At 29.3% G+C, this 19,562-nt stretch carries 18 protein-coding genes and 2 pseudogenes; 4 read left to right on the top strand and 16 right to left on the bottom strand.

All coding sequences use genetic code 11. The annotated features are described in order from the left end of the window. Nucleotides 1-622 precede the first annotated feature (622 nt). Nucleotides 623-1,000, bottom strand: a complete 378-nt coding sequence (locus tag EF514_RS01580; RefSeq protein WP_127723148.1) for an RNA polymerase sigma factor — start codon at nt 998-1,000, stop codon at nt 623-625. A 265-nt stretch (nt 1,001-1,265) separates the two neighbouring features. Continuing rightward, the gene (locus tag EF514_RS01575; RefSeq protein WP_127723146.1) at nt 1,266-1,784 is read right to left on the bottom strand and encodes a hypothetical protein; all 519 of its coding nucleotides are present in this window, start codon (nt 1,782-1,784) and stop codon (nt 1,266-1,268) included. Nucleotides 1,785-1,825: 41 nt separating this feature from the next. On the opposite strand from EF514_RS01575, the pseudogene EF514_RS10760 reads away from it, so the two are divergent. Next, nucleotides 1,826-2,020, top strand: a pseudogene (locus EF514_RS10760) (XRE family transcriptional regulator); the annotation flags it as partial. Nucleotides 2,021-2,042: 22 nt separating this feature from the next. Here EF514_RS10760 and EF514_RS01570 read toward each other — a convergent pair. The 11 genes and pseudogenes from EF514_RS01570 to EF514_RS01525 all read right to left on the bottom strand — a co-directional run bounded on the left by EF514_RS01570 (nt 2,043) and on the right by EF514_RS01525 (nt 10,461). Beyond that, nucleotides 2,043-2,798: an ABC transporter permease gene (locus tag EF514_RS01570; RefSeq protein WP_127723144.1), complete on the bottom strand. Its 756-nt coding sequence runs from the start codon at nt 2,796-2,798 to the stop codon at nt 2,043-2,045. Nucleotides 2,799-2,800: 2 nt separating this feature from the next. Further along, the gene (locus EF514_RS01565; protein ID WP_127723142.1) at nt 2,801-3,742 is read right to left on the bottom strand and encodes an ABC transporter ATP-binding protein; all 942 of its coding nucleotides are present in this window, start codon (nt 3,740-3,742) and stop codon (nt 2,801-2,803) included. Nucleotide 3,743: 1 nt separating this feature from the next. After that, nucleotides 3,744-4,199: a GyrI-like domain-containing protein gene (locus EF514_RS01560; RefSeq protein ID WP_127723140.1), complete on the bottom strand. Its 456-nt coding sequence runs from the start codon at nt 4,197-4,199 to the stop codon at nt 3,744-3,746. 3 nt (nt 4,200-4,202) lie between these two features. Then, nucleotides 4,203-5,069 carry an AraC family transcriptional regulator gene (locus EF514_RS01555; protein WP_127723138.1) on the bottom strand — a complete coding sequence of 289 codons (867 nt, stop codon included), beginning with the start codon at nt 5,067-5,069 and terminating at the stop codon, nt 4,203-4,205. Between the two features lie 536 nt (nt 5,070-5,605). After that, nucleotides 5,606-6,121, bottom strand: coding sequence for a hypothetical protein (locus EF514_RS01550; protein ID WP_127723136.1), 516 nt, complete (start codon nt 6,119-6,121; stop codon nt 5,606-5,608). A 47-nt stretch (nt 6,122-6,168) separates the two neighbouring features. After that, the gene (locus EF514_RS01545) at nt 6,169-6,807 is read right to left on the bottom strand and encodes a TetR/AcrR family transcriptional regulator (protein WP_127723134.1); all 639 of its coding nucleotides are present in this window, start codon (nt 6,805-6,807) and stop codon (nt 6,169-6,171) included. Nucleotides 6,808-6,863: 56 nt separating this feature from the next. Beyond that, complete coding sequence (locus EF514_RS01540) at nt 6,864-7,880, bottom strand: ABC transporter permease (protein WP_127723132.1); 1,017 nt, start codon at nt 7,878-7,880, stop codon at nt 6,864-6,866. A gap of 250 nt (nt 7,881-8,130) precedes the next feature. Next, the gene (locus tag EF514_RS01535; RefSeq protein WP_127723130.1) at nt 8,131-8,859 is read right to left on the bottom strand and encodes an ABC transporter permease; all 729 of its coding nucleotides are present in this window, start codon (nt 8,857-8,859) and stop codon (nt 8,131-8,133) included. Continuing rightward, entirely contained in the window at nt 8,859-9,302 is a 444-nt protein-coding gene (locus tag EF514_RS10865) for an AAA family ATPase (RefSeq protein ID WP_205666354.1), read from the bottom strand. The genes EF514_RS01535 and EF514_RS10865 overlap by 1 nt, the downstream gene beginning before the upstream one ends. Continuing rightward, nucleotides 9,288-9,703: pseudogene (locus EF514_RS10860) on the bottom strand (ATP-binding cassette domain-containing protein); the annotation flags it as partial. The gene EF514_RS10865 and the pseudogene EF514_RS10860, both read right to left, overlap by 15 nt. 203 nt (nt 9,704-9,906) lie before the next feature. Next, nucleotides 9,907-10,461, bottom strand: a complete 555-nt coding sequence (locus EF514_RS01525; RefSeq protein WP_127723128.1) for a helix-turn-helix transcriptional regulator — start codon at nt 10,459-10,461, stop codon at nt 9,907-9,909. 121 nt (nt 10,462-10,582) lie between these two features. Between EF514_RS01525 and EF514_RS01520 the strand changes: the two genes are divergently transcribed. From EF514_RS01520 to EF514_RS01510, 3 genes are all read left to right on the top strand, one after another. Next, nucleotides 10,583-10,891, top strand: a complete 309-nt coding sequence (locus EF514_RS01520; RefSeq protein WP_127723126.1) for a hypothetical protein — start codon at nt 10,583-10,585, stop codon at nt 10,889-10,891. 283 nt (nt 10,892-11,174) lie between these two features. After that, the gene (locus EF514_RS01515; protein ID WP_127723124.1) at nt 11,175-11,504 is read left to right on the top strand and encodes a plasmid mobilization protein; all 330 of its coding nucleotides are present in this window, start codon (nt 11,175-11,177) and stop codon (nt 11,502-11,504) included. Continuing rightward, a complete protein-coding gene (locus tag EF514_RS01510; protein ID WP_127723122.1) occupies nt 11,465-12,811 on the top strand; it encodes a relaxase/mobilization nuclease domain-containing protein in 1,347 nt (448 codons plus the stop codon). Before EF514_RS01515 ends, EF514_RS01510 begins: the two co-directional genes overlap by 40 nt. An 8-nt stretch (nt 12,812-12,819) precedes the next feature. Here the strand turns inward: EF514_RS01510 and EF514_RS01505 are convergent, their stop codons facing one another. From EF514_RS01505 to EF514_RS01495, 3 genes are read right to left on the bottom strand one after another with little or no spacing between them, the layout of a single operon-like run. Continuing rightward, nucleotides 12,820-15,393, bottom strand: a complete 2,574-nt coding sequence (locus tag EF514_RS01505) for a TrlF family AAA-like ATPase (protein ID WP_127723120.1) — start codon at nt 15,391-15,393, stop codon at nt 12,820-12,822. 44 nt (nt 15,394-15,437) lie between these two features. Next, complete coding sequence (locus EF514_RS01500) at nt 15,438-18,047, bottom strand: DEAD/DEAH box helicase family protein (RefSeq protein WP_127723118.1); 2,610 nt, start codon at nt 18,045-18,047, stop codon at nt 15,438-15,440. Beyond that, the gene (locus tag EF514_RS01495; RefSeq protein ID WP_127723116.1) at nt 18,037-19,404 is read right to left on the bottom strand and encodes a site-specific DNA-methyltransferase; all 1,368 of its coding nucleotides are present in this window, start codon (nt 19,402-19,404) and stop codon (nt 18,037-18,039) included. The genes EF514_RS01500 and EF514_RS01495 overlap by 11 nt, the downstream gene beginning before the upstream one ends. Nucleotides 19,405-19,562: the final 158 nt, after the last annotated feature.

Below are 19,562 nucleotides of genomic sequence, written 5' to 3'. Positions count from 1 at the left end.
TATCTCTAATTATTCTACTATTTATTATTCAATGTTTTTAATCTATTTTTGTTTGGAATATCTTTGTTTTTCTATAAGCAACTCTCTCTTAACTTCTTTTCCATTTTTTCTATATTCTATTCCATGTTTCTTATACTGCGGAGTCAATATTGTAATTAATCAGTCTTGTTGAGTATTTGACAAAGCATCATTTTCAATAAATATAGTATACATCTCCATATATGTCAAATCTTCCCAATCAATCTTCGCTTCACTTGATTTCTTGGAGATTTTTTGCATGATCTAGACCTAACTAAATCTTTTGTTTTTTATATAAGATTTTTTAGTAGGTCTGATGCAACTGGTTCTTCAAAATACTTTTATATTTGAGTAGAACCATCTGCTAACGTACATCTGTTTACTTTATAAGCAGTGTTACGACTTCAACGTGAATCTACACTTTCGATGTTCCAAATCGCTTATCGAAGTATTTATCGCTCGCAATAATAATTGGTCATGGCGTACCTAATAACAGCTCCTCATATTGTTTTTGTATCTACTTTGGTCTATATAATTATCAAAGTTCTAAATGACAGGAAAAAGCCCTCTCACTTATAAGGTAAAAGTAAGAGGACTTGGTAACCTATTTATTTATATTTTTTAATAACTTATTTAATTTTTCCAAGATATTATCCCTTCTTTTCATTAAAGCCACATGTGAAATACCCCTTTTTTTAGATGCTTCCCTTAATGTCTGTTCTTCAAAGAATAAATCTATAACTAAATTCCTTTCTTCTTCAGTTAAAGAATCTAAAGCTTTATATAGCTCTTCCATCAGTAACTTCGCTTCAACAATTTGCTCTATATTAATTGCCTTATCTTCTAGATATTCTTCAAAATTTCCTCGCTCTGAATCAAAGGAATTATAGTAAATCAATCCTCTGTTCTGATCTCTCTTTTCCAAATATCTTTCTCTATTTTTTGATCTATAATATGTTTCATAGACCTTTTTACTCACCATTTATAAATATCACATATTCTTTTTCTTTCATGAAAAATCCTCCTTGAATTTTCGATAGTTATCGCTTAACTCAAGGAGGTGCGGTGGTTCCCTTATTCTATTCATTAGTTTTAGGTATAGAAATAGCCATAGGTTTTATCCCATGGCTATAATCTTTCTGTAAATTTAGTGAAATCTCACTATAATTAACAGCTTATTAAATTATCTATTTCATTACAGTACCTAAAACATACCTTTTTACTTTCTTTTTAGTCTTATAAAAGTCTCAATTTTTATCAACTTCATTTTCCTGTAACATGCTTTCTATCTCTGGAATTATATAATTAAACAATATTTCTCCAAAGGCTATATTTGCTTGTTTCAAATATCGATAATAAGTAGATCTAGAAACACATATTATTTCGCTTATTCTTTCGTTACAATGCTTTTCTTTCTCAAAATACTTTAATCTTATTATTTCTGCATATACTTTTCCTTTATCAGGATATTTATCTAACTTTGCTAAAGTTACATCCATTATTTTTAGATATAGAGTGTAATTATTATTTTTAAATTGCTCTTTCTTAATATCATCTATATCATCTTCTAAATCTATGTTAAAAATGATAATAATGTTTTTAACATTATTTAAGTCAACTTGATTTAAATATTCTACTATCGATTCCAGTCTATCTGAAATATAAAAATCAATTTTTCGATATGCTATCAATAATTTTTCTATCTTATTTTTAAGCTTCTTATTATTTTCAAAAGTAATATTATTAGTTATACTTGTATTTTTCAAGTTAATCTCCAACCCTTCTCTATTAATAAGAGGCAGTCCTAAACATACTAGTTCTTTATGACCTTGTATCACTACTTCTTGTGTCTGTAGGCGAGTTTTTCTTACCTGCTTATAATCTAGTGAAAAGCACCAGACACATACAGGTAAGAAAACACATGGATAACTTTACAGATAATGAGCTTATACTTCTGGAAGCTCTATCTGAGGGAACTAAGAAGTACAAAGAAGTGGAGTAAGCAAATTTGCTCCATTTCTTTTTTATAAATCCATTTCCTTTTTTAGTCTTTTGTTTGCAAATACAAAGGCAACTAAAGATAGTACAATAAGTAACAGTATTGAGAAATAAATTTCTGTTCCTTGAACTGTTCCTGTCACCATAATAGAACGCAAGCTGTTAATGACATGAGTAAATGGATTTAAGTTTATGGCTACTTTTAGAATTCCACCGATTTCATCGATAGGAAATAAAGCTGAACTTAGAAAAAATATCGGTAACACAATAGCATTCATAATAGTTTCGTATATCATTTCATTCGGTAGAATTAAACTTATCCCATATGCAATAGAAGCCATGAAAAAAGCGGTTAAAAATATTAATAAGAAAATCACAATTGTACTTACAACTCCATTGAATAATGGAACCAAGAAGAACAAGCTAATAATTCCCATGATGGCAACTTCAAGAAATGTACATAATATAGCTTCTAAAACTTGTCCTAAAACAATCGAACTTCGTTTAATTGGTGCAATCAACACTCGGTAAAAACTCCCCTCTGACTTCATCATGTAATTCATAATCCCAATACTACCACAAGCAGAGAAACTGACTAACACCACCAATCCTGGCAAAATAAAGGCAGTATAGTTTTCAATTCCTGTGTTCTGCATAGTTTGACCAGCAACTGCACTGTAGAGAACTAACCAGAGGATTGGTTGTAAAATGGTAATCATAATCGTAAAGGCATTGTGATAACGCCATTTCATATTTTTCCACAATATAGTTAAAACGCTCATTTCTAATCCTCCTTTTTCTCTGTCAGTCGTAAAAATACATCTTCTAATGTAGGTTCAGCTATTTCAATGCCTTGAAAAGATATTTGAGATTTTAATAGAAATTTATTTACCTTTATTAAATCACTTTCGCTAGAAGTAGTATCCATTAGTATTGAATCATTTTGTAAAGTACACGTTAATTGAGTAAAATCTTTAGACAATAACGGTATTGCTATTTTTGCATTCTCTTTATTAGAGAACTGAACTTTAATAGCATCTTGTCGAGTATACGTTCTTAATTCAAAGGGGGAACCCTGAACAATTTCTTTTCCATCTTTCATAATGCAGATGGTATCGCTAAGATTGTCTGCTTCTTCTAAATAGTGGGTAGTTAGAAAAATCGTTGTTCCAAAATCATCACGTATTTTTCTCATCATTTTCCACATTGTCATTCGTGACTGTATATCCATACCTACTGTGGGTTCATCTAAAAACAAAATCTTCGGATTGGACATCATATTAAGTGCAATATCTAATCGCCTTTTGATACCGCCAGAGTATGATGAAACTGGATATTTAAGATATTGACCTAGTTCAAATTCATCAATTAATGTTGACATTCTTTTTCTAGCTTCATTTTTTGGAATTTTATATAACCTGGCTTGAAACATCATATTTTCTTCTAGGGATAAATGGGTATCTATGGATGTTCGTTGTGCAACACAAGCAATATAAGAACGTATTTCTCCAGAATCTTTTAAAATATCCTTTCCTAACATGGTTATTTTCCCAGTATTAGGTTTTAAATAGGTCGTTAATATGCTGATTAATGTGGATTTACCCGCACCATTCTGACCTAAAAGAGAAAAAATTTCACCTGTTTTTACAGTAAGATTTAAGCCATTCAATGCCTGCACACCATTTTTATATGACTTTTGGACATTGTGAACCTCAATAGCGTACATATTAATCCTCCCTAATTGGGAATTGAATTTCAGTAATATATTTATCTGGATTTCCTTTAAGAACCATTCCAGATCCTTTAATGAATATCTCACGAAACGGTGGTGCTAATTCAAGTTTATTCTCCATTGAATATCTATCAATGGCTTCATAGGCTTTATTCAATGTTTCATAAGCCCCTATATGTGTAACACATATCGCTTTAATACGTGGCATTTCTTTTACTTCAATACCATTCCCCATTGGTAGTTCAGCGGTTGGTACACAGAGCTCCATATCTCCTGTTTTTGTTTCAGGATTCATGGATATATAATTAAAAAATGGTGCTCCATTTGACTTTCCACGAATAGACTTGAAAACATTTGGAAAGACCTTATTCGCTTCGGTAACAACTCCTTTATATTTCATGTAAGCAACTCTAATAGGTTCAATATTATTAATCTCAACTTGATATTCCATCAATCAATTCTCCTTTTCCTTTTTAATAGCAATCCATACTTCTGAATGACCGCTTACTAATTTTTTGTCATGAATGGGATAGACTTCAATATCTGGTAACCCTGCATATTCATAACCCGAAAACGGTAACCATTCCGTATAGAAACGTCTGAATACACTTTGTACATTTTCCTTTAAGCGTCCGTTATTTTCAAAGACAACCCATGTACAAGCTGGAATTTCATATTCATACATTCCTGTGGGAACAGGTTGATCCGTAGCAGAAGCAATATAATAAAATATGTTCTTTGGGTTTTCATATACGCTAATTCCTAATACACCATGAAGCTGTTGATTGGAAAGACTACATATTGTTTGAAATTCTTTCTTTTGAACAGTATCTTCCCAAAAATAAGGAATCGATTTTTGGTTTTCTTCCATATCCTCAATCAATGGGGTGCGGACACCAACAATACGTATGGCTTCTTTTTCTTCAATGTAATACGACATAGCATTTCCTCCTGTTATTTTGACCGAAAATTTTATTGCTGGATAAGCATTTAATTTACTTCCCATACTCTTTGCGACAAAAGGAGCTATCCCATGAACATTTTGAAATGCACGGTTAAAAGATGTAGGAGAAGAATATCCATATTTAAGAGCAACATCTAAGACTTTTTTGTCTGTCCGTTGTAATTCAAATGCTGCTTGCGTCATTCTACGGCGACGTATATATTCAGATAAAGAAATTCCAGCTATATAAGAGAAAATTCTCTGAAAATAATAGGTAGAGCAACAAGCAATACGAGCTACTTCATCATAAGAAATTTCTTTATCCAAATGGTCTTCAATATACTCTATGGCACTACTTAAATTCTCTAACCACTTCATAGTTTTACCTCCTTCATAATAAGCATAGCTCAGTTATAAATTTTATTCCTCGCTTTTCATGCTCTGTTTTGTAAACTAACTTTATCGCAATAAAAAATTTGGTTCAAGCAAATAAAAAAATAGCCACCCCTATGTGGTATTAAGCAAATCTTTATTAATAGTCTCAATAATATTAAACCTGGTTACCCTCTATATCACTTAAACCATAAAGTAATAATCATTGTTCTTTATTTCTCAATATATATCAGTAAATTTATTTACTGATATATATTAGATTTAATACGTGCTACCATTTATAAATATCACATACTCTTTTTCTTTCATAAAAAATCCTCCTTGAATTTTCTATAGTTATCGCTTAACTCAAGGAGGAGCGGTGGTGTCCTTATTCTATTCATTTGTTTTAGGTATAAAAATAGCCATAGGTTTTATCCCATGGCTATAGTCTTTCTGTAAATTTAGTGAAATCTCACTATAATTAACAGCTTATTAAATTATTTATTTCATTACAGTACCGATAGTGTTCCTTTATTCTCCTAATTTAGTTCCTTTTTAGTCTCATTAATTTCTGGTAGTACAATATTAAATAGTATATTTCCAAATATTAATGTACCATGTCTTAAATATCTATAAAATGATGATCTTGACATACAAATTTCTTCACTTATGATTTCATTAGAATATTTTTTCTCGTCAAAATATTTTATTTTCAATATTTTAGCATATATTTCCCCATTGTCAGGATATTTTTCTAATCTATCTATAGTTAAATCCATAATTGTTATAAATATAGCTGTTTCTTTCAAGTTTTTTCGTTCAAATTTAATATTGTTTTCATAATATTTTAAATCGACATTCAATATGTCTCTAACAATATTTTTTATCTGATCATCATTTATCTGAACAAAATTATTTTTCAATATATCTATATTGTTTGAAGTAAAAAAATTAAGTCGCCTATATAATGATAGTAAATGTTCTATCCTACTTTTACACATATTTTTATCAGTTATATCAAATAGGTTCAATTCCTCAATATTTATAAAACTCATAACGTCACTCCTAACTACTAGTGCAGTTCTAAAATTATAACTATTTTTTATTGATTGATTAACTTTATTCCAATACTCTTTTTCAGTATCTCAATTACTTTGTCAACTTGTTCCAAAATCTCTTTTTTAGACATATCTATATCAATAAAACTGTCCATATTTGTAATGTATAAATTCACAATTGAATAGACAAAATTTCTATCATATTCTTTACTTAACTGCCCATTTAAAATTGCTTTATCTACAAGATTTCCCAAAAAATCTTGATTCAACTCAGGAAAAGCTGATTTGACTATTTTCTTTAAATCATCATTTTCAAATTGAAAAATACGCCAAAAAGAATTATATCTTGGTTCCTTTTGACTATACTCCAGTGTACTTACAACAATTTGACGTAACTGATCAAAAAAATTTTCTGATTTTACTTGCACCTTAATTTGATTTGATAAATATTTAGTTTTATCTATTCCAATAATTTCTATCATAGACAAATACAGATCTCTCTTATCATAGAACTTAAAATAGAAACTACCTTTATTCATATCAACATCTCTTAAAATCGAACTTAAGGATGTCTCGTTAAAAGACATTACAGAAAAATCATCAAAAGATTTTTCAAACAGATCAATACGTTGCAATAAAGGGTTCTCTTTCTTCTCATCTTTAAATTTCATCAATTTCTTCATTCGTTATCTTCCTTATCTTTCTTCTTATTATGCGGCTATTACTATATAAACACTAATTAGAATCCATTTAAATAGTCTTGTTTTTTATTGCCAATTTCTATTTTAAATTTTTTCCTAAATATAACTAAGATAATACCTAGCATTATTACTCCTGTAAAAAAACTCATGAATCCACTAAAAAAACTAAAATTATTATCTAATGTATTAAGTATTGTTTGATACTGCCAAAACATAGGGAATGGCCAGTATAAAAACTTAAAGTTTTTAGGCACAAATTCACTAGTGATTGGAAAAATTAGAAATACAATCATTAATACTTTAAATAATGTGATAGCTTCCATTTTATCTCTTGCAAATACACCTATTACAATTGGCATCACTGTAAACATAGGCATTGCAAACAATGTCGATAGTAGAATCAATGGTAATTTAGAGAATTGACCAATTACTATAGTAATCAACACTAACACTATAAAACCAATTAACATTGCTAAAATAGTTCGTGAAATAATATTATTTAAATAACTTAATGGAGTAATTCGATAACCTAAATTCATTTTAGTTTCTTTCTCTGTCACCATGTTAAATCCACCTATAACTCCACCTATAAACGGCGGAGTAATTAAAAGTGCCGCAGTAATGATATTCATAATCCACCCCATACTATTCGAATAATCTATAAATTCGAAACGAGGTGTATCAATTTTTAAAGCATCATTTACCACTATGCTTATTTCCTTTTCAAATTTTGAACCTTCATTTCCTTGTAACATTAAATGAATCTCACCTTCCTCAGTGTAAATTCCAGCTACATTATCAAATGCGTTTATACGATTCTTAAGAATTTCTAAATTTTCTACTTCTTCTATATAAGCAACTTCTTGAAGACTATCCAAAACATCACTAGGTACATTTTTTGTGACATAAAGAGTAGTTGTTGTATCATCAACAAAAGATACCACAAAAGTAATTACAAAAGCCATAATTACGGGAGCTAAAATAATATATCCCATAATTTTATCTCGTGATATTAATTTTATATCTAATTGAAGAATATTCCATATCCTTTTCATTATTACTCCCCCTTATGTGGACGTAATAGCCAAAACTTTATACATAAATATGCAACTATATAAAGTACTATACTCCATAAAGTTAAACAAAATATTCCAGAGAACAGAATACCTTTTCCGGAAAATAATATCTCTTCGTATGAGAAAATAATCGGATAGGAAGGCAGCCATTCCATAAAGGGTATCGATATTGTAGGAAATAGGTAAGAAAACATAGTTAACATAATTGTACCCATGACAAATGCCAACATCATAAACCAATTACTAAGTGATCTAAAAAAACTGCTAAAATAACACCTATTAAAGAGAATATGCACGATGAAATTAAAGATAAAATAATAAAAGCAAATATATTGTAATGAAATCCTACTGTGGTAAATCCCATTATCACTGAATAGATTGTTCCCATAAGCGTAAATAGCAATACTTTAGAAATTAAATAATTCATAGCACTTGAAGGTGAAACTCTATACGCTTTTAAAGTGTTCTCTGATTTTTCCATAAGAATTAAAATACCTATCATCAGCAATCCAATAATTGCAGCTTCAAAACAAATAAAAATAGGCACAAACCGTTTATTAAATGGAGCTTGCTCTGTTATTTTAGAATTATATGTAACTATTACATCTTCACTCAACGAGTCTTTTTCTTGCAAGAGTGAATTAACTACTGCAGTTACTTGTTTCTTGCTTAATCCATTTGTAAAAATCTTATATTCTTCATCAACACGTGCTATTCCAACTGTATTTTTTTCTTGTCTAACTACTTTCTCCAATTCATCTAGAGTTTGAATTTGTAAATGTCCTATACCTTCCATTCCATAAGTTATAATTTGTGCTTTACTATCCCTAACTTGTTCAGGCAATAAGAATCGTACTACTAAAATAATTATGAGTAAAATGCCTATCATCACCCACATAAAAATATTTTTTATCACTAATTTTAAGTCAACTATCATTTGAGAACAAATTGCTTTCATTATGATAACCCTCTTCCTGTAATTTTAATAAAGATATCTTCTAAAGTAGCTTCTCCAGTATGGATTGTTTCGATGTTTTCATTTAGGATAATACTTGATAACTCTTTTCGTTCCTTATCTAAGTCATATATTTCTTCTTGTTTTCTCTTATTGTGATACGTTATTTTCGCAACTCTTTTCCCATATTGCAACTTTAAGTTGTATGGTGTATCAATTGCTCGAATTCTACCGTTCTCTAAAAAAGCAACTCTGTCACATATTTTATCTGCTAATTTCATATTGTGAGTTGTTAAAAAAATTACTTTCCCCTTTTCTTTTTCTTTCAATATTAATTCACTTATTCTCGAACCTAAAGTTGGGTCCAACCCTGCGGTTGGTTCATCCAAAAATAAGTAATTCGGGTTATTTAATAGGGAACGAGCAAATACTAAACGCTGTTTCATTCCTTTTGAATACTCACTTGTTTTTTTCTAGCACTATCTTCTAAGCCAACTTTCTTGAGTATTTCCATAGGTGATATTGTTTGTACCGAGAATAATCCTGCAAAATACTTTAAGTTTTCTTCACCAGTCAAATTTGGATATAAATTAGGTTGTTCAAAAGATACACCAATTTTATTATAAAAATCTTTTTTTACTTGTTCAATATTAACTTCATCATAACTAACTGAACCCGACTGTAACTTAATTAAACCAATCATAATATTTTGAACCGTTGATTTTCCTGAACCTGAAGGTCCTAAAAATCCAAAGATTTCGCCTTTGTTAATATCAAAAGAAATATCTTCTATTACAAAATTTCCTTTACCTTCATAATCATGATATAAATGTTCTACTCTAAGCATTTCTTTTTCCCCTCCTTTCGCTTGACTGCTTGGTCAAGTAAATTGTATCATCGCTTGACTGTATAGTCAAGTAACATGCATGAAAAGTGCACTTTAAAATTAGATTAAAATTCCAACTCTAAAGTGCACTTCATTCTCCTACGATTTTTTACTATTAATTTATAAAAAATATACTTGCTTCCATATTTCTAAGTAATCTACAACTATACTAATTTAATTATTTTGATTCTTTCTATTTTTATAAATCTTTTATCAATTCCAAGATACAGCCCATCTTCTTTTACTATTAACTTCTCAGGTACTCCATCAATAATTTCTCCCGATTTCAATTCAATTTCTATTTCCTGTTCTCGTAAAATTGCTGTCTTTATTTTTCGAACTATTTCATTTAGTTTTTCATCTTCCATTTGTATTTCAAACCAATCTTTAGTAGATTCTATTATTTTTTCCTCTACCTGATCTATGACATATTCAATTTGTTCTTCTGATACTTTGTCACTTTCTTTAATCGTTTTCATTAGTTGGTGTTGCTCTTTTAAACTCAACTTCTTATTCTTTAGTTTAAAATTATCATCTACTTTATATCCACCGGCATTTCCTCTTTTTCCCATAATAGGAATACCCGCTTCTTTTAAAAAGTCCATGTCTCTATTAATAGTCCGTTTGTCTACTTTATGTTGCTCTGCTAACTCCTGGCTCGATACCCAATCAGATTGCAAAAGAGTAAGTAGTATCTCCAATCTTCTATCTAATTTCATTTATTACACCGCCTAGATATGTATTATATTAATTTCATTATACATTAGCGACAATATTTTTTCTATTATGATTTGCAAGCGACATATAATTGTCTATAATGAAATTATGGGAGGTGTTTATATGAAACTATTAGGAAATTTGTTATTAATTCCAATGAAAATATTATTATTTCCATTGATTATTTTTATAATATGTTTTTCTATCCTGACTTCAGTACTTGCTTTTGCAGGCAAGTTTGTATTAGGTTTTATAAATCTAATTATCTTGTTAGGATTAGTTGGCTCATTATACTATGGCAACTCTAAAGTGATAGCTGCATTTATACTATTATTTAGTATTGGAGTACTTTCACTAATAATTGACCTTATTCCTATTACTCTAAATAAACTATCTAACAGTTTAATAAACACCTTAGGTTTTTGGTTTTAAATAAATGAAAAGTGGTTGTCCTTTTTTATGACAGCTATTTTTTTACAAGAAATAATCTTTTAAAGAATAGTAGCAAGCACAGGAAGTGGCTATACACTTCCAAATTATTGCATATTTGTTATAAACGAAATATACAATTGCTTGTACCTAGTTTATAAATTTTTGTACCTAGTTTATAAATTTTTATAGATACATCTACAATTTATTGAAATTATAACTAGGTAAGCTTTTGGGGAGTATCCCCAAACCCCAACTGTAAAAGATAAAAAAGGAGGAAATATTTTTGACAAATAGAGAACGAAATATTCAAATAAATTTTAGAGTAAATGAACAAGAAAGAGATTTAATTTATAAAAAAATGCATGAGTCTGATGTTAAAAACTTAGGAGCTTATCTTAGAAAAATGGCAATTGATGGACAAATTTTTAAATTAGATAACTCTCCATTAAGAGAGATGAATACCAACATGAGTCGATTCTCCAGTAATTTAAATCAAATCGCAAAAAGAGTAAATTCCACTGATACTATTTACACAGAAGATATACAAGAGATGAAAGAAATGATGGTGAAAATATGGCAGTCACAAAAATACATCCTATCAAAACTACCCTAAAATATGCATTGGATTACATAATGGATGAGAGCAAAACCGACGAGCAAATATTAATCTCAGCTTACGGATGTGGACATGAAACTGCATACTTGGAGTTTCAGATGACAAAGGAAAGATGGAATAGTTCTGCAAAGAATTTAGCAAGACATCTCATTCAATCTTTTGATCCGGACGATGATATTACTCCAGAAGTCGCTCATGAAATTGGTATTAAATTTGCAAATAAAATTTTAAAAAACCATTACGAATATGTGCTTACTACCCATATAGATAAAGGTCATATCCACAATTACATATTGTTTAATAATGTAAGTTTTGAAGATGGAAAATCCTATATTTCTAACAAAAAGACTTATAAACAAATTAGAAATATAAGTGATGAATTGTGCAGAGAATATGGTCTCCATGTCATTGAGGAAGAGTCAAAAGAAAAAGGAAAGTCCTACAAGGAACACATGGAGAAAAACAAAGGAACTTCTTGGAAAGCTCAGCTTAAATATGCAATCGATTCTGCAATTAAAAAGTCTAAAAATTGGGATAGTTTTTTGCAAATTATGCAAGAAATGGGTTATGAAATTAAAGAAGGAAAACATGTTTCTTTTCGTGCTAAAGATCAACAAAGATTCACCAGATCAAAAACCATTGGAGACTATTACACAGAGGAAAGTATTAGAGAAAGAATCAATAACCGAAATGAATTTAGAGAGAAAAATACAAATAGTCTTCACCCTGTAGATCGAATTATTGATATGAAAAATAATGAAAAAGTTAAAAACTTTAAAGGATATGAATTCTGGGCAAAGCAACATAATTTGAAAAACATCTCAAAGACATTAACTATTATGAACCAGTATGGAATTAAAAATATAGAGAATTTATATTGCTCAATCAAAGAAGAAAGCAAAAAGATATCTTTAAAATCACAAGAAATCAAAACTATTGAGAGTAAAATTAATGAGATATCCTTACAGATTAAAAATATAGAAATCATAGAAAAATACGAAGAACTTTATTCAAACTATCAAACTTCACAAGAAAAAGCTCAATTTTATCAAGCTCATTCTGATGGAATAATTCTCTATGAATCCGCTGTAACATCAATGGAGGATAACTTAAAAATAAATAAGCCTATGGATATTTCTACGCTTAATAACGAATTAGATAGATTGAAAAATATGAAGAAAATTGAAGTGGGAAAATTAAAAACACAAAAAAATAAAGTCTCTGAATTGAATCTATTAAAATCCAATTTAGAGACTTATATGAAATCGAAGAAACCTATTATTGAAAATAAGAAGGAGCATTAATCCCACGACTATTGAATATTATATTTCTTCTCTCTAATTAAAAATGCGTCTTTCCCTCCTTCTAATATATTTATTACGTGTTTTTTTACATCTTCAGAATCTATAGATCCAATGCCATTATCCGCGATTCTACCATTTTTTTCTTCTTCTATTAATGTAATAATTAACTCCGCATCTCCAAAAACAGGTATATTGGCATTATGAGTTGCTAAAATATATTGTCTACTTACCTTATGCTTTCTCAATTCTGATACTAAACTCTCTGCAATAAAAGCATTATCTAAGTTATCTTCAGGTTGATCTATGATTAGTGGATCTTTATTTTTAACTAAGAGTATATTAAGGATTGCCGTACATTGCTGGCCTTTTGATAGTGACTCTAATACCTTAAATTCATTTCCTACTTTTAATTTTATAATGGTAATATTTCCCAAAATCATTTCTTCAAGTTTAAATTTTTTCAATTCATCCATGTTTTTTATAGAATCTATCGCCACATTTCTTAATTTATACTTATTGTTTATCTCTTCATTTTTTTTTGCATTTATGTCCTCTATAAATGTAAAAACATCAAATGCTTCTATTTCATCTAATGGTTCTAATGATTTATCTCCTATACCCTCTAATTTAAGTAACTCTGTTTTTAAATCTTTTAAATTCTGTCTTGGCAGAATGCTAATTTCTATGTCCCTATTTAACTCTTTTTTGTTTAATTTTTTTACTCTACTAAATATATATTCGTCTAACTTTCCATTAGAAATTTTACAATCTTCTATTAAATTTTTTCTTTCTTCTAATAGACTTGTTTTTCCAGATTTTAATTGTTTTAACCTTGCTTCTTTTGAAGATGATTTATTTATCTCATCAGATAAAGTCTTATATTCCATTGCAATTTGTTCATTAGTCTTATCATGAATTCCATCAATATTTTTTACAATTCTCTGGATTTCATCATTTATTTCTTTTTGTTCAATATTCCATACTTCATATGTTCTTTTTAATTTTTCAATTGTATCGTTCTTGTATTCTTCAAGTCTATTAATGTATGTATCCATATTGTCATTAAACTCTTTAATAATATCATTAACTTTAGGTGTTTCTTTTGTCTCAATATCAACTTTATCAACTTTTATTTTACTAATTTCAATTTCTTTTAGTTTTGTAATCACTTCTTCGAAAACACTCTTCTCTTTTGATTGCGCATTAATTAAAGAAAGTTTTTCTCCTATCCCAAACTTATTATAATTAAGTAATTTTTCCTTTACTGAATCTATATTCCCCAATTCATTTTCTAGTGAAAGAATACTCCTATTAATATTTTCAATATCTTTTCTGTTTCCTTTTAAATTATTATATTTTTCTTCTTGATCTTTAATTAGTTTATCGTCTATCAATAAAAGTCTTTCCACAATGTTATAGATAACTTCTTGATCACTTAACATTTCTATTATTTCATTTTGTCCATATATTTCAATGTTTGGCAAGATATCTTCAACTGTAAACTTTGAAATTCTCCCACTATCATCTTTTATTACTAAATTTTGATTGTATCTTTTTATTAGTGTGTATTCTTGTCCTTGTTGAGTATATGAACAAATTTTCATTTCAACTTCTCCAGATTGAGCTAAATTTTTCTTCATCATATCTTCAACTTCATCCTGTGACTTTTTGCTTTTATATGTTCCAAGGACATATCTTATTAAATTAATAAGTGTTGATTTACCCGTACCACGACCACCTATTATAGTTGTGAGTTCTTCCGGAAAACACACGGAAAATCCATCCAGATAACCACCAGTAATTTTTATACTTTTTATATAACTTTTATATAATTCTTTTTTTTCTCCATTTAATTTTATTCTTGAATCAGGGTCTTTAAAAGCATCTTTAAATGATTGAAAGTCTAGTTTTGATAACTTGACCAAGGTTGTCGCATTTTCATCAGTTAAATCTGAAGGTTTAGAAATATCTTTTGCATTAATAAAAGCCACTGGATTATCTCGTTTATAAGCTCCTTCTTTGTTATTAATAATATTCTTGTAGTTTGGATCAATTTTATCCCTAGTGTTAGGAATTTGTGCAACTGTAAAGTACTTATGTGTCCAAACATTTTGTAATTGTCCTATTTTCAAAATTCCGTTATCTGATGTTATATGTGCAGCATAATAAAACCCATCATGATCAATTATTTCCTTAGCAATATCTATAAATGTTTTGCTACTAGGATCAGTTTTTGCTTCTTTATTAGACATACCAATAGAGCCTAATATTTGATTTAACTCAGAGTTTGTTTTTTTAGAATCAAATAAACAAACCATGTGTATTTTTTCAGCTGTACAAATCTCAAACCCTGGAAATACAATGATACCATTGTCTTCAAGTTTTTCCCTTAAACTGTCAGAGCTATTAACATCTCCATGATCTGCAAGTCCTACAATTTTTATATCCTCTTCTTTACAGACTCGTACTATTTCTTCATTATACTCGCTTTCTTCATACCCTTCCTCACCTCTATATGTGCTATAACTATATGGATTAACTTGTAAAGCACATTTATAAAATCTAGAATATAGTTTTTCCATAATTCACCTCACACTGTTTTATCATTAATCAACATCCACCAAAATTAAATCTCTTCAATCAACTTATCTATTGCTTCATCTATTTCATCTAATCCTTCGTTAAAATTATAAAAAGGTAAACCTAAAATTATATAGTCATCATTGGCATTTATTACTGTTTTTTTGATACTATGCTTCTCTCTTATTTCAAGCATAAAGTCCTCTTTCCATTTGTCGGTAAGTAGTAGGTGATCCCCTTTAGGTTCATAGTATACCTGATAATGTGTTGAATTATCGATATTTTGTTTTTCTATAAAAATTAAAAAGTCTGGTTCAAATCGCTCACCATATTCGAAGCTGTAAATAGCTAATTCCGGTACTCTTTCATTACGGATAACATAATAATTAAGGCCTTTAGCTTTTAATTTAGGTTCTATATCTGTCTTAAAATATTTTATAGCAAGCTTTTCTTCACTGGTACCATAATTATCATTATAAGCATACCAATCCTCTTTTAACAAATCTATCTGGTATAACATATTGGGATTGTTATTTTGAGATGAGCCCTTCCCTCCACTTTGATCAATTTCTCTAAAATAAACGGACTTATCCTTTATAACTTCGCTGATTTTTTTAGGTTCAAATTTTTGTGTACCTTCAAACTCTTGCTTGATATTCATTACATGGGAAGCTATCGCCTCAAATGCTTTCTTTAGCCCTTCAAAAATATCTTTTCCTTTAATTTCATCATAATATTTAATTTCAAGTCTTAAGTTCCCAAGATACTCATCCGAAGTTAAAAACTCTTTTTTTGTTTTTAATCTAGGATACTTTTCTTTAAGCACTGAAAATTTCAGTTCATTATATGAATCAGAAGCTCCATTTAAAATATTGTAACTAATGTCTTTAAACTTAATATTGTAGCTATTAGTAGTTGATATTTCTTTGACTTCTTCATCGGCGAATAAGCTGACTGTTTCGCCTTGCAAACTTCTTTTAGTGTAAGTAAATGTTTTATTTCGTAAGCTTGCTTCAATCCCTGAAATATTCTCTCTTCCTTTTGGAACTCTTTTATTAGCATAAACAAATCCTTTTTGAAACAAATTTGTACCCTTAAAAGATTCTTTAAGCATATAAGTCCTCTTAATTGGATTTTCATCCTCCATACCTGTGGCTATTAAGGCTTGTTTTAATTCAGATATATATCTAGAGTCATTTCTACTATGATAATACATGGTTTCTAAAATTCTATTTGGATTATCCAAGTCGTAATCATATTTTCTTTTAAATCTCTCTTGGCTCTCGTCTATTTGAAATGGACAATATCTCGCTCCACGACCAATTAATTGTGCTTCTTTTATTGTATAGCTAGATACCTTTCCTTTACCGCTTTGTCTCGTATCGTAAAGTCGAACAATATCAAAAAGATTAAGAACATCCCATCCTTCATTAAGCATATCCACTGTAAAAATTATCCTGATAGGATTATCTTCATCTTCTAAGGAATTTACCTGTAATTGTTGTTCAGTTGTATTGTCCTGAGCTCCGTTCATAATAATGGATTTATCTTTTGAAAATCCTTGTTTTAGTGAATTAACGAGCAATATAAAACTTGAGTCTTTTTCTTTAAAATAGTCTAGAGCTTCTAGTAATTTTTGCATATTTGAACTATACAGCCCCTTAATTTCACTTGGGGATAGTTTATCCAACCTATCAAAAAATTCTTTGTAAAAATTCTCAGAGTCTTTTATTCTATTAGACTTAAACATAACCACAGGCTTTATGTTAATTTTTGCATCTGCATATAAATACTTTCGATATTCACTCATTATAATTGCCATTAAAGCTCTATCCCAGAGTTTTGAATCTGTAGCAAAGTTCTGAAAATCCTTAGTATATCCACTAAGTCTAAAATTAAATAAAGGATAATTATAGATAATTTTATCTCTATACTTCTCAGTAACATTTTTATCTTTCAAATCTGCTGTTGCTGTAAACTCAAGCATAACATGATCTTTATTTCTCGAAAAAGCATTTGTTACGGAATACTCCCATGATTTTTTATCTTCCTCTTCGTCTTTTGTTGGTTTTTTAGTCATTGTATTTATATGATGTGATTCATCAGAAATAAAAACTATTTTATTATCTTCAAAGTCTTCATATGTCAATGAGTTCTCTTTAGGGAAATTCAAATCCATATGAAGCTTTTGTGTAGTCGTGAAACATATATTAATATCATCATTTAGTGATGACCCGACGAAATTATCAACTTCACGGACGTTAAACTTATTTCCTGCATATTCAAGATCATTGGCAAACAAATATTTCGACGATACTGGATTTGTAAAATTCTCTTTAGTTTTTTCTAAAATATTTGTCTGATTTACAAAAAACAGGAAATTTCTATAGCCTTTTATATACAAATAAAGAATAAGTCCAGCCATTATAACTGTTTTCCCGGAACCTGTAGCCATGTGGAATAGTGTATGCAATTTTTTATTCTTGATTAATCTTTCATTTTCTGCGTAAGTAATAAAATACTTAAAAGCTTCTTCCTGATACTCCCTCAAAACAATATGTTCAGACAAGCCTTTGGCAATAATTTCTGGAATATCCTTTAGCATTCCAAATTTCTTTATAGATTCCAACTCTTCATATAAAAACTTATCTGTCATTGCTATCACCTTCATAAAAAGACTTTGTAAATCTCTTATCTGCATCACTTATATTATAACTTTCGTCATCGATGTCAGAGTAATTTACATAAAGCTTGTTTTTATCAATTAGCTTTATCAACACCTTTTTCTTATCTTCTAAAGATAGATTTTCAAAATCTTCATCTACTTTTATTAGCTCATCAGTTGTAATATAAGGAACAATTCTTTCGTCTTTATAAATTTTATCTTTTATTAAAGAAATATTATCTTCTGTTGATTCTGTAACTTCACTTATTAAAGTCTCAGCATCTTCTTTTAATTCGCAGTAAACAAAAGAACCGCCGCCTTGCCAGTTTAGGTCTTTTGAAATACCTCCCTGTTCGCCCTTTAGTACTTTTTTAAGTCTTTCAACGCTAACATCTTCTATATAATCCATTTGTTCAATTCCGATGTATCGTCTACCCATTTTATGTGCCACTGCTTGTGTTGTTCCTGACCCCATAAAAAAATCTAAAACGATATCATCTTTCACAGTAGAAACAGTCAAAATATTTTTTATTAAGAGCTCTGGTTTAGGATTATCAAATGCTTTAGAATCATCATTAATATTAAATAGTACCCTTAATTCTGCTGTTGCATCTTGGTTTTGTCCCCAGTCAAGTAGCAAATCAGTAATAGTTTTTCCGGCCTTTTCCTCTTCTTTCGTTTTAAATCTTCTAAATGAATTATTTGCTGTGATATAAAGCAAATCTAACTCACAGAACTTAGAGATTTCTGTTTGAGAATTTCTATATTTTGCTATAGCTCTAAAATCATTTTTCACTCTTCCATTTTCTACTACAACGTCATCTAAAAATTCTGTTGACATTGTTTTATTTTGATAAATCCCCTTTTTAATTACAGAATTTTTTTCACCCATATACCTGATACCTGCTCTTATATTCATTTCTGTTGCATTATTAGATGCATTATCAATCCTTTTTGTAATATCTGTCTGCTCACCCATTTGTAGCTTATCAATGTTTTTTTCGTCTTTCGCATACACTAAAATTGACTCCATAACACCCGCTATTCTTGATAAAAAAGAAGGTTGTTTCTTCTTTTTCCAAAGTAAATTTCCAATAAAATTTTCTCGCCCAAATATTTCATCCATTATAATATTTAAGTATGGTAAAGACGAAGTTCCAACTATACCATTTGCATTCTGTCTCGATGTGTCTATTGAAATAAATATTAACCCATCCTTCGCTAACAATTTTTTAGCTAGTGTTAAACGATTTTTCATAAAAGTAAGCCAAGTTGAATAACTGAAGCTGTCATTATAGTTAAATCCATCCGAACCTGTGTTATAAGGTGGATCTATGTTCTTACTCATTTTAATACAATTTAACGATAAAGATAAGCTTACCAAAAGCCCTTGGAATATGGGGTTTCCATGTTCTTCCTGAAATTTCAGATAAAGAAAAAGCGGAGCATTTGCCCGCTTTTTAAAGAGATAATTTCTTTAAGTTCAGATTCTGAACCCCCTTCCCA

It is taken from the genome of Anaerosphaera multitolerans (assembly GCF_004006535.1).
GTDB lineage: Bacteria > Bacillota > Clostridia > Tissierellales > Peptoniphilaceae > Anaerosphaera > Anaerosphaera multitolerans.
This window is presented reverse-complemented; position numbering and strand designations above follow the sequence as displayed.

Coding starts and splice junctions, on each gene's coding strand:
- EF514_RS01580 (WP_127723148.1), bottom strand. CDS start 1,000: ATGGTGAGTAAAAAGGTCTATGAAACATATTATAGATCAAAAAATAGA.
- EF514_RS01570 (WP_127723144.1), bottom strand. CDS start 2,798: ATGAGCGTTTTAACTATATTGTGGAAAAATATGAAATGGCGTTATCAC.
- EF514_RS01565 (WP_127723142.1), bottom strand. CDS start 3,742: ATGTACGCTATTGAGGTTCACAATGTCCAAAAGTCATATAAAAATGGT.
- EF514_RS01560 (WP_127723140.1), bottom strand. CDS start 4,199: ATGGAATATCAAGTTGAGATTAATAATATTGAACCTATTAGAGTTGCT.
- EF514_RS01555 (WP_127723138.1), bottom strand. CDS start 5,069: ATGAAGTGGTTAGAGAATTTAAGTAGTGCCATAGAGTATATTGAAGAC.
- EF514_RS01550 (WP_127723136.1), bottom strand. CDS start 6,121: ATGAGTTTTATAAATATTGAGGAATTGAACCTATTTGATATAACTGAT.
- EF514_RS01545 (WP_127723134.1), bottom strand. CDS start 6,807: ATGAAGAAATTGATGAAATTTAAAGATGAGAAGAAAGAGAACCCTTTA.
- EF514_RS01540 (WP_127723132.1), bottom strand. CDS start 7,880: ATGAAAAGGATATGGAATATTCTTCAATTAGATATAAAATTAATATCA.
- EF514_RS01535 (WP_127723130.1), bottom strand. CDS start 8,859: ATGAAAGCAATTTGTTCTCAAATGATAGTTGACTTAAAATTAGTGATA.
- EF514_RS10865 (WP_205666354.1), bottom strand. CDS start 9,302: ATGAAACAGCGTTTAGTATTTGCTCGTTCCCTATTAAATAACCCGAAT.
- EF514_RS01525 (WP_127723128.1), bottom strand. CDS start 10,461: ATGAAATTAGATAGAAGATTGGAGATACTACTTACTCTTTTGCAATCT.
- EF514_RS01520 (WP_127723126.1), top strand. CDS start 10,583: ATGAAACTATTAGGAAATTTGTTATTAATTCCAATGAAAATATTATTA.
- EF514_RS01510 (WP_127723122.1), top strand. CDS start 11,465: ATGGCAGTCACAAAAATACATCCTATCAAAACTACCCTAAAATATGCA.
- EF514_RS01505 (WP_127723120.1), bottom strand. CDS start 15,393: ATGGAAAAACTATATTCTAGATTTTATAAATGTGCTTTACAAGTTAAT.
- EF514_RS01500 (WP_127723118.1), bottom strand. CDS start 18,047: ATGACAGATAAGTTTTTATATGAAGAGTTGGAATCTATAAAGAAATTT.
- EF514_RS01495 (WP_127723116.1), bottom strand. CDS start 19,404: ATGAGTAAGAACATAGATCCACCTTATAACACAGGTTCGGATGGATTT.